Raw genomic sequence first — 16,200 nt, forward strand, 5'->3', positions numbered from 1 at the left:
GGGTTGGGACGGGAATGCTTGACGCTCATGTTCTTCTTTCCATATGTTGCACAGCACCATGGCTGTGGAGGGCTGCGAGCTTAGCAGGCAACCAATTGCTTGACCAATAAGGATTAGAAGTATGCTTATATGCGAAATGGATAAGCGCCAGCTTGCAATTTGGGAATGTGGTAACTTGCCAGCTTTGCCTGGATAGCATCCATGTCCCTGCCTCGCTACCTCCTTGCCGCGCTGGGTGCGGCCGCACTCGCCGGCTGCGCCGGCCTCCAGCCCACACCGGCGCTCCAGTCGGCTTACGTCATCCTGGGCGATGACGGCGCCGCGACCGCCCGCGCGATCGTCACCACGTCGTCCTGCCCTGGCATCGAGATCGACGGCAAGCCCGCCACCATGAGCGTGCGCTCGCCGCTGTCCGCTATCCCGCTACGTTCGCAAACGGGCGAAGCGAAGAGCCGCCCGACGCCGGTATCTTCACCGGTGCAGAGCTGCGAAACGCCGCTGCCCGCCGGCGCGCGCAGGGTCAGCGTGGCCGGCCAGAACCTGCCGCTGCCAGTGAAGGAGCCGGCACGCATCGTGGTGATCGGCGACACCGGCTGCCGCCTGAAAGGCAAGGAATTCCAGGACTGTAACGATGCCGAGGCCTTTCCCTTCGCCAGGGTCGCCGCCAGCGCGGCCGCCTGGAAGCCGGACCTGGTGATCCACGTCGGCGACTTCCACTACCGCGAAGACCCGTGCCCGGCCGATCGTCCCGGCTGCGCCGGCAGCCCCTTCGGCTATGGCTGGGATGCCTGGAACGCCGACTTCTTCGCGCCGGCCCGGACCCTGCTGGCGGCCGCGCCCTGGGTGGTGGCGCGCGGCAACCACGAGACCTGCGTGCGCGGCGGCCAGGGCTGGTGGCGCTTCCTCGACCCGCGTCCGCTGCGTCCCGAGAGCAGCTGCGACGACCCGGCGAAGGACGTCATCGGCGACTACACCGACCCCTATGTGGTGCCGCTGGGCGGCGACGCCCAGTTGCTGGTCTTCGACAGCGCCAACACCAGCTATAAAGGCTTCAAGGCAGGCGACGTCCGGCTCGAGAAATACGCCGACACCTATCGCAAGCTGGAGACGCTGGCCGCCCGTGCGCGCCACACCATCGCGGTAGACCACCACCCGCTGTACGGTTTCGGCGCCGAGCAGGACAAGAAGACGAAGGAGATCAGGATCTTCGGCGGCGACGCCGGCCTGATCCAGACCTTCGGCGCCATCCAGCCGCGCCTGCTCCCGGCGAATGTGGACGTGCTGCTGTCCGGCCACGTGCACCTGTGGGAGCAGGTCAGCTTCTCGTCCGATCATCCGACCCAGTTCGTCAGCGGCTTCGCCGGCACGGCGGAAGACATCGTGCCGTTGCCGGCATCGGTTGCGCCTGGCACCACGCCGGCCCCGGGCGCCATCGTCGAGGCCATGAGTTCCTGGATCGACGGCTTCGGCTTCATGACCATGGAACGGCGCGCTGCGGACCGCTGGGATGTGGTGATCCACGATCGCGACGGGCATGAGCGCAACACCTGCACGGTCGAGGGGCGGCACTCACGCTGCGCCCTCGCGCAGGTGCCGCGCGCGGTGTCGCAATAAATGTATTTGGATAAATGTGATTGCCTGCAATACACCATCTGTGTCACAATCGTGGCGTGAGCGGGGCCGCTGAGGAGGTTTCAGCGGGTCTTCGCGATCAGCGATGAGGATACTTTGTATCATTACGCTCCCGGCTCCGGCCGGGAGTTTTTTTCCTGGTTGCCTGCTCCATCCGTCTCAATCACCGGAGGAGGGCATATGGACGAGTCGATTTCCGCTGCCGCCCAGTTGGCCTGGCCGGTAAATCCGGCGCTCGAAGTGCAAGGTCCGATCTACCATTCCCCCTATCTGCTCGCGCTGAAACAGCTGCGCCGCGTCGCCGCGCCCGGCAGCGAAGCCGGCTATCCGAGGGCGGCCGTCCGCGAGTGCGGCGGCCGCGAAGACCAGGCGATCCCGGCGTGAGCGCGCATGGCGCCTGTTCAGAGCTGCTGGGACAGCAACAGCTTGGCGCTGGACGGATCCGCTTCGAGCAGGGCGATCAGGGCGCCGAGGTCCTGCTCCATGCGTTCCAGCGTGGCCGGATCGAGGCTGGACAGGGCGTCCGGCAGCACGCCGGCGAAGGGCATCGGCGCGCTCTTCAGCACCGTTTCGCCTTCACCCGAAATGCGCAGGGAGACGCTGCGCCGGTCCAGGCCCTCGCGCGCGGCCGTGACCAGGCCGCGCTCGGTGAGGCTCTTGATCAGGTTGCTGGCGGTGGATTGGTGGATGTCGAGCTCGCGCGAGAGCTCGGTCACGCCGATGCCGGGGCGGCGCTCGATCACGGACAGCGCCCACAGCTGGGCGCCGCCGACGCCGGCTTCGCGCTCGACCTGGCGGAAGTGGGTCTTGACCGAGTTGAACACGATCCGGAACTGGCGCAGCACGCGGGTCTCGGGTGCGGCCTCGGCCCCGTCGGCTTGCTTTGACGAAAATGATGATGAGGACATACGTGAATGATAACGGATAAATCGGTCGCTAGCCCAGCGTCTAATTGTAATGGTGGCGCACGATGAGAGCGCCGCGTTCGATGAAGGAAGCGATACGCCAGGAACTGGCGGACTGGAAGCTGTGGCTGGCGCGCGCCCTGGTGGTGGCGGCGGCGGTCGTGGCCGGCTTGACGGTGGTCGGTTTCACCTGGCTGGCGGAGACGGCGAGCGGCTATTTTGCCGCCCTGCGCGCCCAAGCCTGGTGGGCGCCGCTGCTGGCCGCGCCGGCGGCCGCCGCGGGCGTGGTCTGGTGCACGCGCCGGTTTGCGGCGGGCGCGGCCGGCTCGGGCATTCCCCAGGTCATGGCCACGCTCGAGAAGGAAGTCGGCGAGGCCGAGCGCGGCCTGTTCGTCTCGCTGCGGCTGAGCATCGCGAAGATATTGCTGACCTCGGGCGGCCTGCTGGGCGGGCTGTCGCTGGGCCGGGAAGGGCCCTCGGTGCAGATCGCGGCCGGCATCATGCTGCAGGTGCGCCGGTTCATGTGGTACGGCACCCCGGCGGCGGGGGCGCCGGTCGGCGTGCACGGCCTGCTGGTGGCCGGCGGCGCGGCGGGTATCGCGGCCGCCTTCAACACGCCGCTCGGCGGCGTGATGTTCGCGATCGAGGAACTGGCGCGCGCGCCCGAGCGGCGCAGCAGCGGCCTGATCATCGCCGCGATCGTGCTGGCCGGCCTGGTGGCGGTGTCGGCGCATGGCAATGACGCCTATTTCGGCGTGATCCACGCGCCGGCGCCGGGCCTGGACCTGCTGCTGCCGGGCCTGCTGCTGGCGGTGCTGGCGGGCATCGCCGGCGGCCTGTTCTCGCGCCTGCTGATCGCTTCGCTGTCCGGACAGTCGCTCGATCCCTTCAGCCGCTTCCGCGCGCGCCGGCCGGTGCTGTTCGCGGCCGGCTGCGGCCTGGCGGTGGCGGTGATCGGCATCGTGACCGCGGGCGCGGCCTTCGGTTCCGGCTACGGCGCCACCCGCATCATGGTCGAGGGCGCCGGTGCGATGCCGCCGGCCTATGCGCTGTTCAAATTCCTGGCCACCTGGATCACCAGCTGGTCCGGGGTGCCGGCGGGTATTTTCGCCCCTTCGCTGGCTATCGGCGCGGCGATCGGCAACGACGTCGCTTTGTTGCTATACGGCGCGCAGATGCCGGCCCTGATCGCGTTGGGCATGGTCGGCTTCCTGTCGGCCGCCACCCAGGCGCCGCTGACCGCTTTCATCATCGTGATGGAAATGGTCGATGGCCATGCCATGGTGCTCAGCCTGATGGCCTGCGCCCTGGTGTCCTACCTGGTGGCGCGCGCCATCAGCCCGCCGCTCTACGCGACCCTGGCCACCTTCCAGCTGGCGCGCCTGCCGGCCAGCCCGAAAGAATTGCCGCGCCCGCCAGAGTAATCCGGCGTGCGCAGGGCCAGACCTGCTACCATGGCTTATGTCGAATTGGATCGCGCGCCTTGGCCGCGTCCGTCCGCGGCCACCCGATATCGCCGCCGTCCTGTCTCTCCTGGCAGGCGCCGTGATCGCTTTTGCGCTCGCCAGCGGCCTGCATGACGCCGAGCGCGAGCGTGCCCGCGCCGAGTTCCTGCAGCGCGCCGAAACCAACTACGCCTCCGTCGCCAACAGTTTCAGCGACGTGCTGGTCGTCCTGCGGGCCAGCAATGCCCTGTTCGAAGCAATGGGCGTGGTCGACCGTGTCCAGTTCGGCGCCTTCGTGCGCCCCTTGATGGAATCCCATCCCTACCTGGACGCGGTGGTCTTTCACCGCATCGTCGAGGCCGGCGGGCGCAGCGGCTACGAGGCGGGGCAGGCCCGGCTGCAGCCCGGCTTCCGGATCCAGGAGCGGGCCCAGGACGGCCTGGCGCCGGCGGGCGCGCGCGAACGCTACCTGGTGGCCGAGTACATCGAACCCATGAACGGCTACCGCGACGCGCTCGGCTATGACGCGCTGTCCTTCGAGCCGCAGGCCCGCGCCTTCGAAAAGGCGCTGGCGAGCGGCCAGCCGACCGCCAGCGTCCTGCTGCCGCTGCTGCAGTACGAGGGCAAGCTGGGCGTGGTGATGGTGATGCCGGTCTATCGCGGCGGCGCCGTGCCCTTCGCGGCGGCCGCGCGCCGCGCCAAGGTGATCGGCGATACCTCGGTGGTGCTGGACGTCGGCGACCTGGTCGGACGCAACCTGGCCGGCGCCCGGCTGCTGGGCCGCGCCGGCACCACGATCGAGCTGGCCGGCATGGGAAAACAGGGGATGCAGACTGCCTTCCGCTGGGACAGCATGGGCTGGCGGGCAAGGCCGGCCTGGCATGGCTGGCTGGGCGAGGAAGTGTTCACCGTGCGCCACCCCTTCAACGTGGCCGGCCAGCGCTGGGAACTGCGCCTGTCCGGCCGTTCGACCGACATGGGCGGCGGCGCGGCGCCGCTGGCGGTGCTGGTGATGGGCTGCCTGCTGAGCGCGGCGCTGGCGGCCTGGGTCCGCATGCGCACCCAGCGTTCCGGCGAGGTCGAAGCCCTGATCGAGCGCCGCACGGCCGACCTCGAACAGGCGCTCGGCCAGACCAACCTCTACCTGCGTGCGATCGAGGCCAGCGCCAACGTGGTGATGCTGGTGAACGCGCGCGAGCCAGGCTACCCGATCGAGTACGTGAACCCGGCCTTCGAGCGGATGCGCGGCTACAGTGCCGCCGAAGCAATCGGCATGCGCCTGTTCGACGCTGCCGAGCAGGAGCCGGAGCAGGCCCAGGTGGCCGAGCTGCTGCAGGCCATGCGCGAGCGGCGCGAAGGCAACGCCACCATGCGCCTGCGCTGCAAGAGCGGCAAGGAGCTGTACGCCGATGTTTACGTGGCGCCCGTGTGGGAAGGCGAGGAGGAGCCCGGCCATTTCGTGATCACCCAGTACGACGTCAGCACCGCCAAGCGCTACGAGGCCGAGCTGGAAGTGCGGGCGCGCTACGATACGCTCACCGGGCTCGCCAACCGGGTGCTGCTGCAGGACCGTATCGAAGCCGCCATCGCGCTGGCCGGCAGCGACGCCGTGGTGTGGGTGGCCGCGCTCGACCTCGACCACTTCAAGTACGTCAACGATACCTTCGGCCACAACGCCGGCGACGAGATGCTGAAGGCGGTGGCGACCCGGGCCCAGGCCGCGGTCGGGCGCGCCGACACGGTGGCGCGCACCGGCGGCGACGAGTTCGTCCTTGTCCTGCCGGGCCGCGCCGACGAGAGCGAAGCCTCGGCCACGGTCCAGGCGGTGCTGAAGGCCCTGGCCGAGCCGCTGCGCCTGCACGGGCAGGAGCTGGTGATGACGGGCAGCGCCGGCCTCGCGGCCTGGCCGGCCGACGGCATTGACGCCGCTTCCCTGATCCAGCACGCCGAAGTCGCGATGTACCGCGCCAAGGACCTCGGCCGCAACGCGGTCCAGTTCTACACCTCGGCCATGAACGCGCGGGCGCGCGAACGGATCGCGCTGGAAGGCGCGCTGCGCAGCGCGCTGCAGCAGGGCGAATTCGAACTGCACTACCAGCCCCAGGTCGACCTCGAAAGCGGTTCCGTGGTCGGGCTGGAGGCGCTGATCCGCTGGCGCCACCCGATCCTGGGCATGGTGCGGCCCGACCGCTTCATCCACCTTGCCGAGGAGACCGGCCTGATCGTGCCGATCGGGTCCTGGGTGCTGCGCACCGCCTGCCGCCAGAGCCGCGAATGGCAGCATGCCGGCTACGGGACCATACGCATCGCCGTCAACCTGTCGGCGCGCCAGTTCGCCCAGCCCGGCCTGGTGCGCGAAATCGAGCGCGTGCTGGAGGAGACCGGCCTGGCGCCGGGCTGCCTGGAGATCGAGCTGACCGAGAGCCTCATGATGGAAGACGTCGAAGGCGCGATCCGGACCATGGGGGAACTCAAGCGCATGGGCGTCAAGCTGTCCATCGACGACTTCGGCACCGGCTACTCGAGCCTGTCCTACCTGCGCCGCTTCCCGGTGGACGTGCTGAAGATCGACCGCAGCTTTGTGCGCGACATCACTAGCAACGAGGACGATGCGGCCATGGTCTCGGCCATCATCGAGCTGGCGCGCGGGCTGCGCATGCGGGTGATTGCCGAAGGGGTGGAAACGGAGGCCCAGCTCGACTACCTGAAGCGGCGCGGCTGCGACGAGGTGCAGGGCCATGTGTATGCACAGGCCGCCTCGCGCCAGGACGTCGAAGCCATGCTGAGGAACGGCCGGCATGTGACCCCACAGACAGTCACTGCATAAGAGGCCTGCCGCACCGTGAATTTTCACGCCCTCGGCTATACTTGCGGCGGTCATGAACAGGAGCAGACGGGAAAGAAGCGTGGACGACCATAACAACAACGAAGAAGGGCAACAAGGACAGGAACCCCGGCCGATGGGCTATCCCGGACCGGACCGCCGGCGCGGCGGCGCGGCCGCGCAGCGGGCGCGGGCCCGCTACGAGCAGGTGCGCGCCGGCTTGATGAAGCGGCCGCCGCTCGAACGCTGGCTGCTGATCGGTCTGTGGGCCATGCTGGCGCTGATCGTGCTGTTCGCCATCTATGTGGCGATGCTGTTCCCGCTGACTCCGGGCATCGAGGACGTCAAGCAGGCGCGGGTCGCGCAGCCGACCGTGGTGCTGTCCGGCGACGGCCGCGAGCTGGCCAGCTTCGAGCAGGGCCTGCAGGAAAAGGTCAAGTTGTCGCAGATCTCGCCGCACGTCATCAAGGCCCTGATCGCCACCGAGGACCACCGTTTCTACGAGCACCACGGGGTCGACTTCACCCGCATTGCCGGGGCCATGCTGGCCAACCTGAAGGGCGACGCCCAGGGCGGCTCGACCATCACCCAGCAGCTGGCGCGCAACATGTTCCGCGACGAGATCGGCAGCAAGCGCAACCTGAACCGCAAGCTGAAGGAACTGATCACCGCCTTCAAGATCGAGAATACCTACAGCAAGACCGAGATCCTCGAAGCCTACCTGAACACGGTGCCCTTCCTGTACAACACCTACGGCATCGAGATGGCGGCGCGCACCTATTTCGGCAAGACCGCCTTCCAGCTCAGCGAAACGGAGGCCGCGACCCTGGTCGGCATGCTGAAGGGCACCGCCTATTACAACCCGGTCACCAACCCGGAACGCTCGCTGGCGCGCCGCAACGTGGTGCTGGCGCAGATGCTGAAGGCCGGCGCCTTCGACGAGAGCCGCTACCGCCAGCTCAGCAAGCGCAAGCTGGGCGTGCATTTCTCGCGCCAGTCCGAGCGCAACGGCCGCGACGACCATTTCACCGCCTATGTGCGCAAGTGGCTGGTCGACTGGGCCGACAAGAACGACGTCAACCTGCAGCAGGACGGCCTGATCGTCCAGACCACTCTCGACTTCGACCTGCAGCAGGCTGCCCAGCGCGCCGTCGAGCGCCAGGCCGACGCCCTGCAGGCCATCGCCGACGTCGACTGGGCCCATGCCTGGCCGGTCAACTCGACCTCGACCCAGACCTATGCCGACATGCGCGAAGACGTCACGCCCTTCGCCTATTTCTGGCAGTCGCACGGCGAACTGCTGGACGCCTTCGTGCGCGAGTCCGGCGAGTACAAGAAAGCGGTGGAAGGCGGCGAGGACGCGGCGGCGGCGCTGAAGCGCCTGAAGGCCGACCGCGAATTCATGCGCCAGCTGAAGACGTCGAAAGCGCGCCTGGAAGCCGGCTTCGTCGCCATGGACCCGGCTACCGGCGAAGTGAAGGCCTGGGTCGGCAGCCGCAGCTTCCAGCGCGAACAGTTCGACCACGTCAACCAGGCCACGCGCCAGCCGGGATCCACCTTCAAGCCCATCGTGTACGCGGCGGCGCTGGAGCGCGGCATCACGCCGGACCACCCCTACCTGGATGCGGTGACGACGATCAGCGACCCCAACGGCACCACCTGGCGTCCAACCGACAACAGCGGCACCACCGGCCGCCGCCTGACCATGCGCGACGGCCTGGTGTTCTCGAAGAACACGATCACCGCCCAGGTGATGCAGGACGTGGGCGTGGCGCCCATCGTCAAGCTGGCCCAGGACATGGGCGTGCGCAGTAGCAAGCTGTCGGCCGTGCCCTCGATCGCGCTGGGCACCAGCCCGGTGACCCTGCTGGAGATGGTCAGCGCCTATTCGACCATCGCCGCCCAGGGCGAGTACCGCCGCCCCGTGTTCGTGCGCAGGATCACCGACCGCGACGGCAAGGTGATCGCCGATTTCGCCAGCCAGAGCCCGCAGCGCGTGCTGTCCCAGGCCTCGGCGGTGACCCTGATCGACATGATGCGCGGCGTGATCAACCGCGGCACCGGCACCGCCGTGCGCTACCGCTTCGGCATCGACGGCGACGTCGCCGGCAAGACCGGCACCACCCAGAACAATGCCGACGGCTGGTTCATCATGATGCACCCGAACCTGGTGGCCGGCGCCTGGGTGGGCTTCAACGACAACCGCGTGACCATGCGCTCGAATTACTGGGGCCAGGGCGGCCACAGTGCGATCCTGCTGGTGGGCGACTTCTTCAAGACCGCGCTGGACAGCGGCAAGCTGCCGGCCGACGCCGAATTCCCGAACTTCCACAAGGCGGAACCGGTGGTGCGCCACGAAGAACCGGAAGAGGATATGGAAGAGGGCAATGACATGCAGCAGGAAGGCGGCCCGCCGGCCGGTCTGCCGCAGCCGCCGCCGGAACCTCCTTCGGAGGACGAAGAACACCCTCGGGCGGAACCGGAACCGCAAGGCAACGACGCCGGCAACCGGTTCCCGAACGACGCTTGATTGGAACGTAACCGTGGGCACGGGGTGCCCACCCTACACGTCAACGTAGGGTGGGCACCCCGTGCCCACGTACAGCGCATGCGTTTACAGGATGGGCGTGCCGCCCGTCACCGCAATCCGCGCCCCGGACACATAACTGGCCTCGTTCGAGGCCAGCATCACATACACGGGCGCCAGTTCGGCCGGCTGGCCGGCGCGCTTCATCGGCGTCTGCTGGCCGAAGCTCGCCACCTCGTCCGGCGGCATGGTCGAGGGGATCAGCGGCGTCCAGATCGGTCCCGGCGCCACCGAGTTCACGCGGATGCCCTTGTCGGCCAGCAGCTGGGCCAGGCCGGCCGTGAAGTTGGCGATCGCGCCCTTGGTGGTGGCATAGGCCAGCAGCGTCGGTTTCGGCTTGTCCGAATTGATCGAGGTGGTGTTGATGATCGAGGAACCCGGCTTCATGTGCTTTACGGCCGCCTTGCAGATGTAGAACATGGCGTCGATATTGACCGCGAAGGTGTACCGCCATTCCTCGTCGGGGATGTCCTCGATGTCCTCATGGGTCATCTGGAAGGCCGCGTTATTCACCAGCACGTCGATGCGGCCGAATTCCTGCACGGCGCGGTCCACCAGCGCGCGGCAATGCGCCGGGTCGGCCAGGTCGCCCGGCATCAGCACCGCCTTGCGGCCCGCTTTCCTGACCAGGCGTTCGGTTTCCTTCGCGTCCTCGTGCTCGTTCAGGTAAGCGATCAGCACGTCGGCGCCCTCGCGCGCGTAGGCCAGGGCGACGGCGCGGCCGATGCCGCTGTCGGCGCCGGTGATCAGGGCCTTCTTGTCGGCCAGCCGGCCGTGGCCGACGTAGCTGGATTCGCCGTGGTCGGCCTTTGGCGTCAGCTGGGAATCAAGGCCGGGCGGGGTCTGCTGCGGCGTCTGTTCCTGGGCCTTCTGCTGGTTCTGCTGCTGCGACTGCTGCTTGGACATCGTTGACCTCCATCGGTAGCGTTGGCCTGCGATTCTAGGCCGGGCGGGCGGTGCGCGGCGCTAGTGTGCCGCCCGGCAAGCGGCTCAGTGGGCAGGGCGCGCCGGAATCGCGCTGCGCCCGTCCGCAAGCGCGATCCCGGCCGCATCGTTGGCCGCCTGCTCGGGTCCGGCGGCTTCGTTCAGCACCAGCTGCCGGGGGCGCGGCGCGGTCGAGATACCGAGGTCGCGGCACATCGCCATCGCTTCCAGCAGCACCTGCTGCTGGGTATTCAGGAACAGGGCGTAGTTGGCGTCGCTCAGGTTGTAGACGATGTCGAATTCGATGAAGTTCTGGTCGAGCACCGTCAGGTTGACGTGGTCCAGCTTCACCTTGTCCTTGGTCTCGATGATTTTCGAGAGCGCCGGCGGCACCCTGGCCGCCAGTTCCGGCGGCGTGGCCGGGTTGATGCGCAGCGTGAACTGCACGCGCCGGGTGTTCATGCGCTTGAAGTTGTGGACCGTCTTGCGCAGCAGCTCGGCGTTGGCGATCACGATCTGCTCGCCGGACAGGGCGCGGATACGGGTGGTCTTCAGGCCCACGTGCTCGATCGTGCCCGAGAATTCCGGCACCGAGACCGAGTCGCCGACTTCGAAGGGCTTGTCGATCGCGATCGACAGCGAGGCGAACAGATCGCCGAGGACGTTCTGCACCGCCAGCGCCACGGCGATGCCGCCGATGCCGAGGCTGGCCACGAAGGTGGTGACGTTGATGCCGAGATTGGCCAGCATCGCCAGCAGGAACACGGTCCAGACGCTCCACTGCAGGGCCCAGATCATCAGGGTGTGCGCCACCGTCACCTGTTCGTTTTCCTTGCCCTTGCCATGGATGCGGAAGTAGCGCCGCGCCGTCACCGCGATCGCGCGGTGCAGCCACAGGGCCAGTTGGGCGCCGAGGGTCACGAACCACAGGTGGCCGACCCGCACGTCCCAGGGCGGCGGCAGGTCCAGTACCGAAACGCCGATCAGCAGCGAGGTTGACAGCACCGCCAGGTTGCTGGTCCTGGCCAGGGTGTGGCGCAGGACGTCGACGATGGGGCGCTGGGCGGCTTCGCCGTCGAGCTGGTTGAGGCGGCGCCGGAACAGCACCACGGCGCCGTGGATGAGGATGAAGCTGACGACTGCCGCGGCGAGCGCGAAGGCAGCGTTGGGCCAGCTGATGTCGAGGGATGTGAAATAGCCGCGGATGTCCATTGGGCTCCTTTCAGGAAATATGGGGCGAGGGAAGACTGCGGGCAGGGCGCCCGCGCGCACGGAATGAAGTCCGGTGTGCGCAGCCGGTGGACGCCGCCGGCGCCGGCCGGCCGCGCGTGGCCTGCAGACGGCGCCTCGACCGCGGCGCCGGAGATCGGTGCTAGCTCAGTGCTTGGTCTGCAGGTGCTGGCGGACGGCCTCGGCACTGTTGCCGGCCTGTTTCACGGCCTGCTGCAGCTCTTCCTCGGACACGCCGAGGGCCTTGGTCCAGTACTGGATCTCGTGCTTCTCATGCAGGTTGATGCGGGCGCGGTCCTGCTGGCCGCGGTTTTGCAGATTGTCGGACATGGTTGCCTCCTTTATTCACGAGTACAGGTGCAGGATGCCACCGGCCGCGACCGTATTCCGTTCGCTGTCTCACCTAAAGCAACTGATTTTCTTCCGTAAAAAGTTCCCATGCGTCAGCAATATGTTTTGAGCGCGATCAGAAAACCGAACAATACCGACCTTGATCGGCGAGCCCGGCAGTAGGATCAAAGCGTGTTCTGCACCAAGTTGGTGCGAATTTGCAACATTTCCACAGCGGAGGCAGCCATGAAGCATCCTCATCCCGTCCTTGCATGCACGCGCCGTACCGCCCTTGCGGTGGCGGCAACCAGTTTTCTGCTCTCGGCCTGCCAGCTGCACGGCGGCGGCCGCGTCGACCAGTTGAACGACCTGCGCGGCCCGACCCAGGACCTGCGCGTCGAACTGCGCGAAGGAACCAACATGGCGGCCTCGCCCTCGCCGGACGGCAAGCGCCTGGTGTTCTCGGCCCAGGGTGCGCTGTGGGTGATGCCTGCAGGGGGCGGCACCGCCACCCGCATCACCGACTGGCACCTGGAGCCGACCGCGCCGGTATGGTCGCCGGACGGCAAGCGCATCGCCTTCCAGAACTACGCCCCGGAAGGCAACTACCACATCTGGACCATCGCGCCCGACGGCCGCCATCCGGAAGAACTGACCACCGGCCCGAACGACGACCGCGAGCCGGCCTGGACCCCGGACGGCAACGCCCTGGTGTTCTCGTCCGACCGCAGCAACGACGGCCAGTACAAGATCTGGACCGTGCCCGCGGCCGGCGGCCCGCCGCAGCAGGTCACGACCGGGCCCGGCGCCGAAAGCAATCCGGTGCTCTCCCCGGACGGCACGACCCTGGCCTACGTGGACGGGCCGAACGTGGTGACGCGGCCGCTGGCAGGCGGCGCCCCGACCATCGTCGCGCCGGGCACTGCGCCGGCCTGGACCCCGGACGGCACCAGCCTGGTCTACCAGAATGCGGACCGCCAGCTGGTGGTGCGCCGGGGTCAGGAAATGAGGCAGGTGACGAGCGGCGAGGACATCTTCCCCTTCCCGGTGCGCTTCCTGCCTGACGGGCGCTTCGTGTACACCGCCGACGGCCATATCCGCGTGCGCGACGCCGCCGGCGCCGGCCCCAGCGACGTGAATTTCCGCGCCGAGCTGCTGCTGCTGCGCCCCGTGTTCGCGCATCCGAAGGACCGCGGCTTCGACAACTTCGGCCAGCGCAAGGTGAACGGCATCAGCGCGCCGGTGCTGTCGCCGGACGGCCGGAGCATCGCTTTCGTGGCCCTGAACGACGTCTGGGTGATGCGCATCGGCGACGCGCCGCGCCGCCTGACGAACGACCGCGACCGCGACATCAGCCCGCAGTGGACCGCGGACGGCAGCGCCGTCTACTTCTCGACCGAACGCGGCAACGCCGGCCAGCTGGCGGTCGACCAGGTCAATGTCGCCACCGGCGCGCGCACCCGGCTGGCGGCGATCCCGGGGCGTTCGATGGCCCTGCCCAGGCTGTCGCCGACCGGGGACCGGATCGCCTACACGACCCTGTCCGGCCAGCTCGAGATCTGGAACCGCGCCAGCGGCACCTTCCAGGTGATCGCGCCGGCGGTCGGCAGCCAGGTCAGCACCCCGCAATGGCTGCCGGACGGCCAGCACATTCTGCTGGTCGACAACGAGCGCATCAACAACCGCTTCCGCGAGGGCTACAACAAGCTGCGCGTGATCGACCTGGCCACGGGGCAGGGCAGGTTCTACGCCGTTGCGCCCAGCCCGCGCCAGATCTCGGAACGCGACGAAGGTGCGGCCGTGCTCTCGCCGGATGGCACCCGGGTCGCCTTCATCATGGACTCGCTGCTGCATGTGATGCCGCTGAACCCGGACGGCTCGCCGGCGGCCCCGGCGCGGCTGCTGAGCAGCGAACCGGCCGACCTGCCTTCCTGGGGCGGCAACAACACCCTGCTGTACAAATCGGCCAACAGGATCAGGACCATCGATGCCGACGGCAGCAAGGTGCGCGACGTGCCGGTCAGTCTGCAATGGCGCCAGGCCGCGCCGAGCGGTACTACCCTGATCCGCGCCGGCGCGTTATGGGACGGCCTGGCGCCGACCCTGCGTTACGACGTCGACATCCTGGTGAAGCAGAACCGCATCGCCTGGGTCCGGCCGCACCAGGCCGGGTCCGAATCGCAGGCCGAGCGCTTCATCGACGCCAGCGGCCTGACGGTGATGCCGGGCCTGATCGAGACCCACATCCACCCGCTCACGCTCTACCAGGGTGGCCAGGTGGGGCAGTGGCTGCCGCTGATGCTGTCCTACGGGCTCACCACGGGGCAGTCGGTGGGCGGCCCTATCCACCAGAGCATCGAGCTGCGCGAGTCGCTGGAGTCGGGCAACCTGCTGGGACCGCGCCTGTTCGTCTCGCCGCCGCTGTGGGAGGGTAACCGCCTGTTCTACCACTTCGCGCGCAGCCTGCGCACGCCGGCGGTGGCCGACGTCGAGATCGCGAAAGCGAAGACCATGGACGTCGATTTCATGAAGTCCTATGTGCGCGCGCCTATCCCCATCATGAGCCGCATCGCCCAGGGCGCGCTGGACCTCGGCGTCCCGAGCGGCACCCACCCGATCGAACCGGGCGCCGCCACCGGCATCGCCGGCACCACCCACCTGAGCGCGACGCAGCGCATGGGCTACAGCTGGTCGAAGTCGGCGGTGCGGGCGATCACCTACCAGGATGCCTACGACACCTACGGCAAGGGCAGCTTCCACCTGATCGACACCCTGTTCTCGGCCGCCGCGCTGGCGGGCCTGGATCCGGGCATCGTCACCGACCCGCGCTTCATCCTGGTGCCGCCGAACTTCGTCTCCGGCCTGCAGAACGCCACGCCGCCGACGCCGGCCCAGCTGGCGGGCATCATCAACGACGCTACCCAGCAGGCCAAAGTGGTGGCAGCAGGGGGCCTGGTGGCGAACGGCACCGACTCGCCGCTGGTGGTGCCGGGCATACAGCTGCACCTGAACCTGCGCGCCGCCGGCCTGGTGCTCGGCAACTACACGGCGCTGCAGACCGTCACCATCAATGCCGCGAAGACGGCGCTGGTGGACAAGGACCTCGGCTCGGTGGAACCGGGCAAGCTGGCCGACCTGATCGCGGTGCGCGGCAATCCGCTGGCCGACCTGAAGGCCGCGGCGGCGGTGGAGGTGGTGATGAAGAACGGCCGCGCCTACACCCAGGCCGAGATCCTGGCGCCGTTCAGGACCCCGGCGGCGCTGGCGGCGCGCCGCGATGCGCTCGCGGCCTACCAGGCGCGCTGCCGCAGCCACCCCGCCGAGTGCACGGAGGACGGGCAGCACGCGGATTGAGCTTTCTTGGTAGCCGGATCCTGTTCGAGGCGCGGGATCCGGTTTTGCGCCCGCGTCCCTGTGGCCGCGGGTCTTTTTCGTTAACGAAAATTTGCAACTAACCCACAGACGCCGACAAACAGGCCAAAACCCGCAGCCAGGGCAGAGGGCGCGGCCGGTCTCGCAGTCGGCACCCATTTGAGGTAGGCTAATGCCATTCGCACAATAAGCGCCCAATAAGGAGAACAAGATGAGCAAACCCTACGAAACCGCGCAGCCGGAGCGCAGCGCCGTCGATGCCATGCCCGGTGTCGTGGCCGTCGACTTCGGCACCAACTGGTGCGGCTACTGCAAGGCCGCCGAGCACGATATCGACGAGGCCTTGAAGGCATTCCCGGCAGTGAAACACCTGAAGGCCGAGGACGGCCCGGGCCGCCCGCTGGGCCGTTCCTTCCGCGTCAAGTTGTGGCCGACCGTGATCGTCATGAAGGACGGCCAGGAAGTCGCGCGCGTGGTGCGCCCGGCCGATGCGAAAGAGCTGAAAGACGCGCTGGCCCAGGCAGGCGCCGCATGAGCGCAGCGGAGCCGCAAGCGGTGCACGCCGCCATGAACCGTCCCGCGACCGTCCTGTTCGCGAGCCTGATCGGCACCACGATCGAGTTCTTCGATTTTTATATCTACGCCACCGCCGCGGTGCTGGTGTTCCCCAAGCTGTTCTTCCCGGCCGCGGATCCGGCCGCCGCCACGCTGCAGTCGCTGGCGACCTTCGCGATCGCCTTTTTCGCGCGGCCGGTGGGCTCGGCGGTGTTCGGCCACTTCGGCGACCGCATCGGCAGGAAGGCGACCCTGGTCGCGGCGCTGCTGACGATGGGCGTTTCCACCGTCCTGATCGGCCTCCTGCCGACCTATGCGTCGATCGGCACCCTGGCGCCGCTGCTGCTGGCATTGTGCCGCTTCGGCCAGGGCCTGGGCCTGGGCGGGGAGTGGGGC

At 68.2% G+C, this 16,200-nt stretch carries 12 protein-coding genes; 8 read left to right on the forward strand and 4 right to left on the reverse strand.

Going from position 1 to position 16,200, the window contains the following annotated elements:
* The first annotated feature begins 201 nt into the window (after positions 1 to 201).
* Together LQV39_RS25925 and LQV39_RS25930 are read left to right on the forward strand one after the other, a co-directional pair.
* Complete coding sequence (locus tag LQV39_RS25925; RefSeq protein WP_230030077.1) at positions 202 to 1,614, forward strand: metallophosphoesterase; 1,413 nt, start codon at positions 202 to 204, stop codon at positions 1,612 to 1,614.
* Between the two features lie 198 nt (positions 1,615 to 1,812).
* Positions 1,813 to 2,016, forward strand: a complete 204-nt coding sequence (locus LQV39_RS25930; protein WP_230030078.1) for a hypothetical protein — start codon at positions 1,813 to 1,815, stop codon at positions 2,014 to 2,016.
* A gap of 17 nt (positions 2,017 to 2,033) precedes the next feature.
* On the opposite strand, the gene LQV39_RS25935 is transcribed toward LQV39_RS25930, so the two are convergent.
* Positions 2,034 to 2,540: a MarR family winged helix-turn-helix transcriptional regulator gene (locus LQV39_RS25935; RefSeq protein ID WP_230030079.1), complete on the reverse strand. Its 507-nt coding sequence runs from the start codon at positions 2,538 to 2,540 to the stop codon at positions 2,034 to 2,036.
* Between the two features lie 62 nt (positions 2,541 to 2,602).
* Here LQV39_RS25935 and LQV39_RS25940 point away from each other — a divergent pair, with 62 nt between their 5' ends.
* The 3 genes from LQV39_RS25940 to LQV39_RS25950 all read left to right on the forward strand — a co-directional run bounded on the left by LQV39_RS25940 (position 2,603) and on the right by LQV39_RS25950 (position 9,336).
* Positions 2,603 to 3,961: a chloride channel protein gene (locus LQV39_RS25940; RefSeq protein ID WP_230030080.1), complete on the forward strand. Its 1,359-nt coding sequence runs from the start codon at positions 2,603 to 2,605 to the stop codon at positions 3,959 to 3,961.
* A 37-nt stretch (positions 3,962 to 3,998) separates the two neighbouring features.
* Positions 3,999 to 6,809: an EAL domain-containing protein gene (locus tag LQV39_RS25945; protein WP_230030081.1), complete on the forward strand. Its 2,811-nt coding sequence runs from the start codon at positions 3,999 to 4,001 to the stop codon at positions 6,807 to 6,809.
* A gap of 79 nt (positions 6,810 to 6,888) precedes the next feature.
* Positions 6,889 to 9,336 (forward strand): penicillin-binding protein 1A, encoded by a 2,448-nt coding sequence (locus tag LQV39_RS25950; protein WP_230030082.1) that lies wholly within the window; start codon positions 6,889 to 6,891, stop codon positions 9,334 to 9,336.
* Positions 9,337 to 9,420: 84 nt separating this feature from the next.
* Here LQV39_RS25950 and LQV39_RS25955 read toward each other — a convergent pair whose 3' ends face one another.
* The 3 genes from LQV39_RS25955 to LQV39_RS25965 all read right to left on the reverse strand — a co-directional run bounded on the left by LQV39_RS25955 (position 9,421) and on the right by LQV39_RS25965 (position 11,877).
* Positions 9,421 to 10,299, reverse strand: coding sequence for an SDR family oxidoreductase (locus LQV39_RS25955; RefSeq protein ID WP_230030083.1), 879 nt, complete (start codon positions 10,297 to 10,299; stop codon positions 9,421 to 9,423).
* A gap of 84 nt (positions 10,300 to 10,383) precedes the next feature.
* Positions 10,384 to 11,529, reverse strand: a complete 1,146-nt coding sequence (locus LQV39_RS25960; protein ID WP_230030084.1) for a mechanosensitive ion channel family protein — start codon at positions 11,527 to 11,529, stop codon at positions 10,384 to 10,386.
* 165 nt (positions 11,530 to 11,694) lie between these two features.
* The gene (locus LQV39_RS25965; RefSeq protein ID WP_230030085.1) at positions 11,695 to 11,877 is read right to left on the reverse strand and encodes a DUF3606 domain-containing protein; all 183 of its coding nucleotides are present in this window, start codon (positions 11,875 to 11,877) and stop codon (positions 11,695 to 11,697) included.
* Positions 11,878 to 12,123: 246 nt separating this feature from the next.
* Between LQV39_RS25965 and LQV39_RS25970 the strand changes: the two genes are divergently transcribed.
* The 3 genes from LQV39_RS25970 to LQV39_RS25980 form a co-directional block, all read left to right on the forward strand.
* A complete protein-coding gene (locus LQV39_RS25970) occupies positions 12,124 to 15,231 on the forward strand; it encodes an amidohydrolase family protein (protein WP_230030086.1) in 3,108 nt (1,035 codons plus the stop codon).
* A 229-nt stretch (positions 15,232 to 15,460) separates the two neighbouring features.
* The gene (locus LQV39_RS25975; RefSeq protein ID WP_230030087.1) at positions 15,461 to 15,784 is read left to right on the forward strand and encodes a thioredoxin family protein; all 324 of its coding nucleotides are present in this window, start codon (positions 15,461 to 15,463) and stop codon (positions 15,782 to 15,784) included.
* Positions 15,781 to 16,200, forward strand: a 420-nt coding sequence (locus tag LQV39_RS25980) for an MFS transporter (RefSeq protein ID WP_230030088.1), incomplete at its 3' end; no start/stop codon positions are given. The genes LQV39_RS25975 and LQV39_RS25980, both read left to right, overlap by 4 nt.

The organism is Massilia sp. Bi118, assembly GCF_918697865.1.
Classification (GTDB): domain Bacteria; phylum Pseudomonadota; class Gammaproteobacteria; order Burkholderiales; family Burkholderiaceae_D; genus Telluria.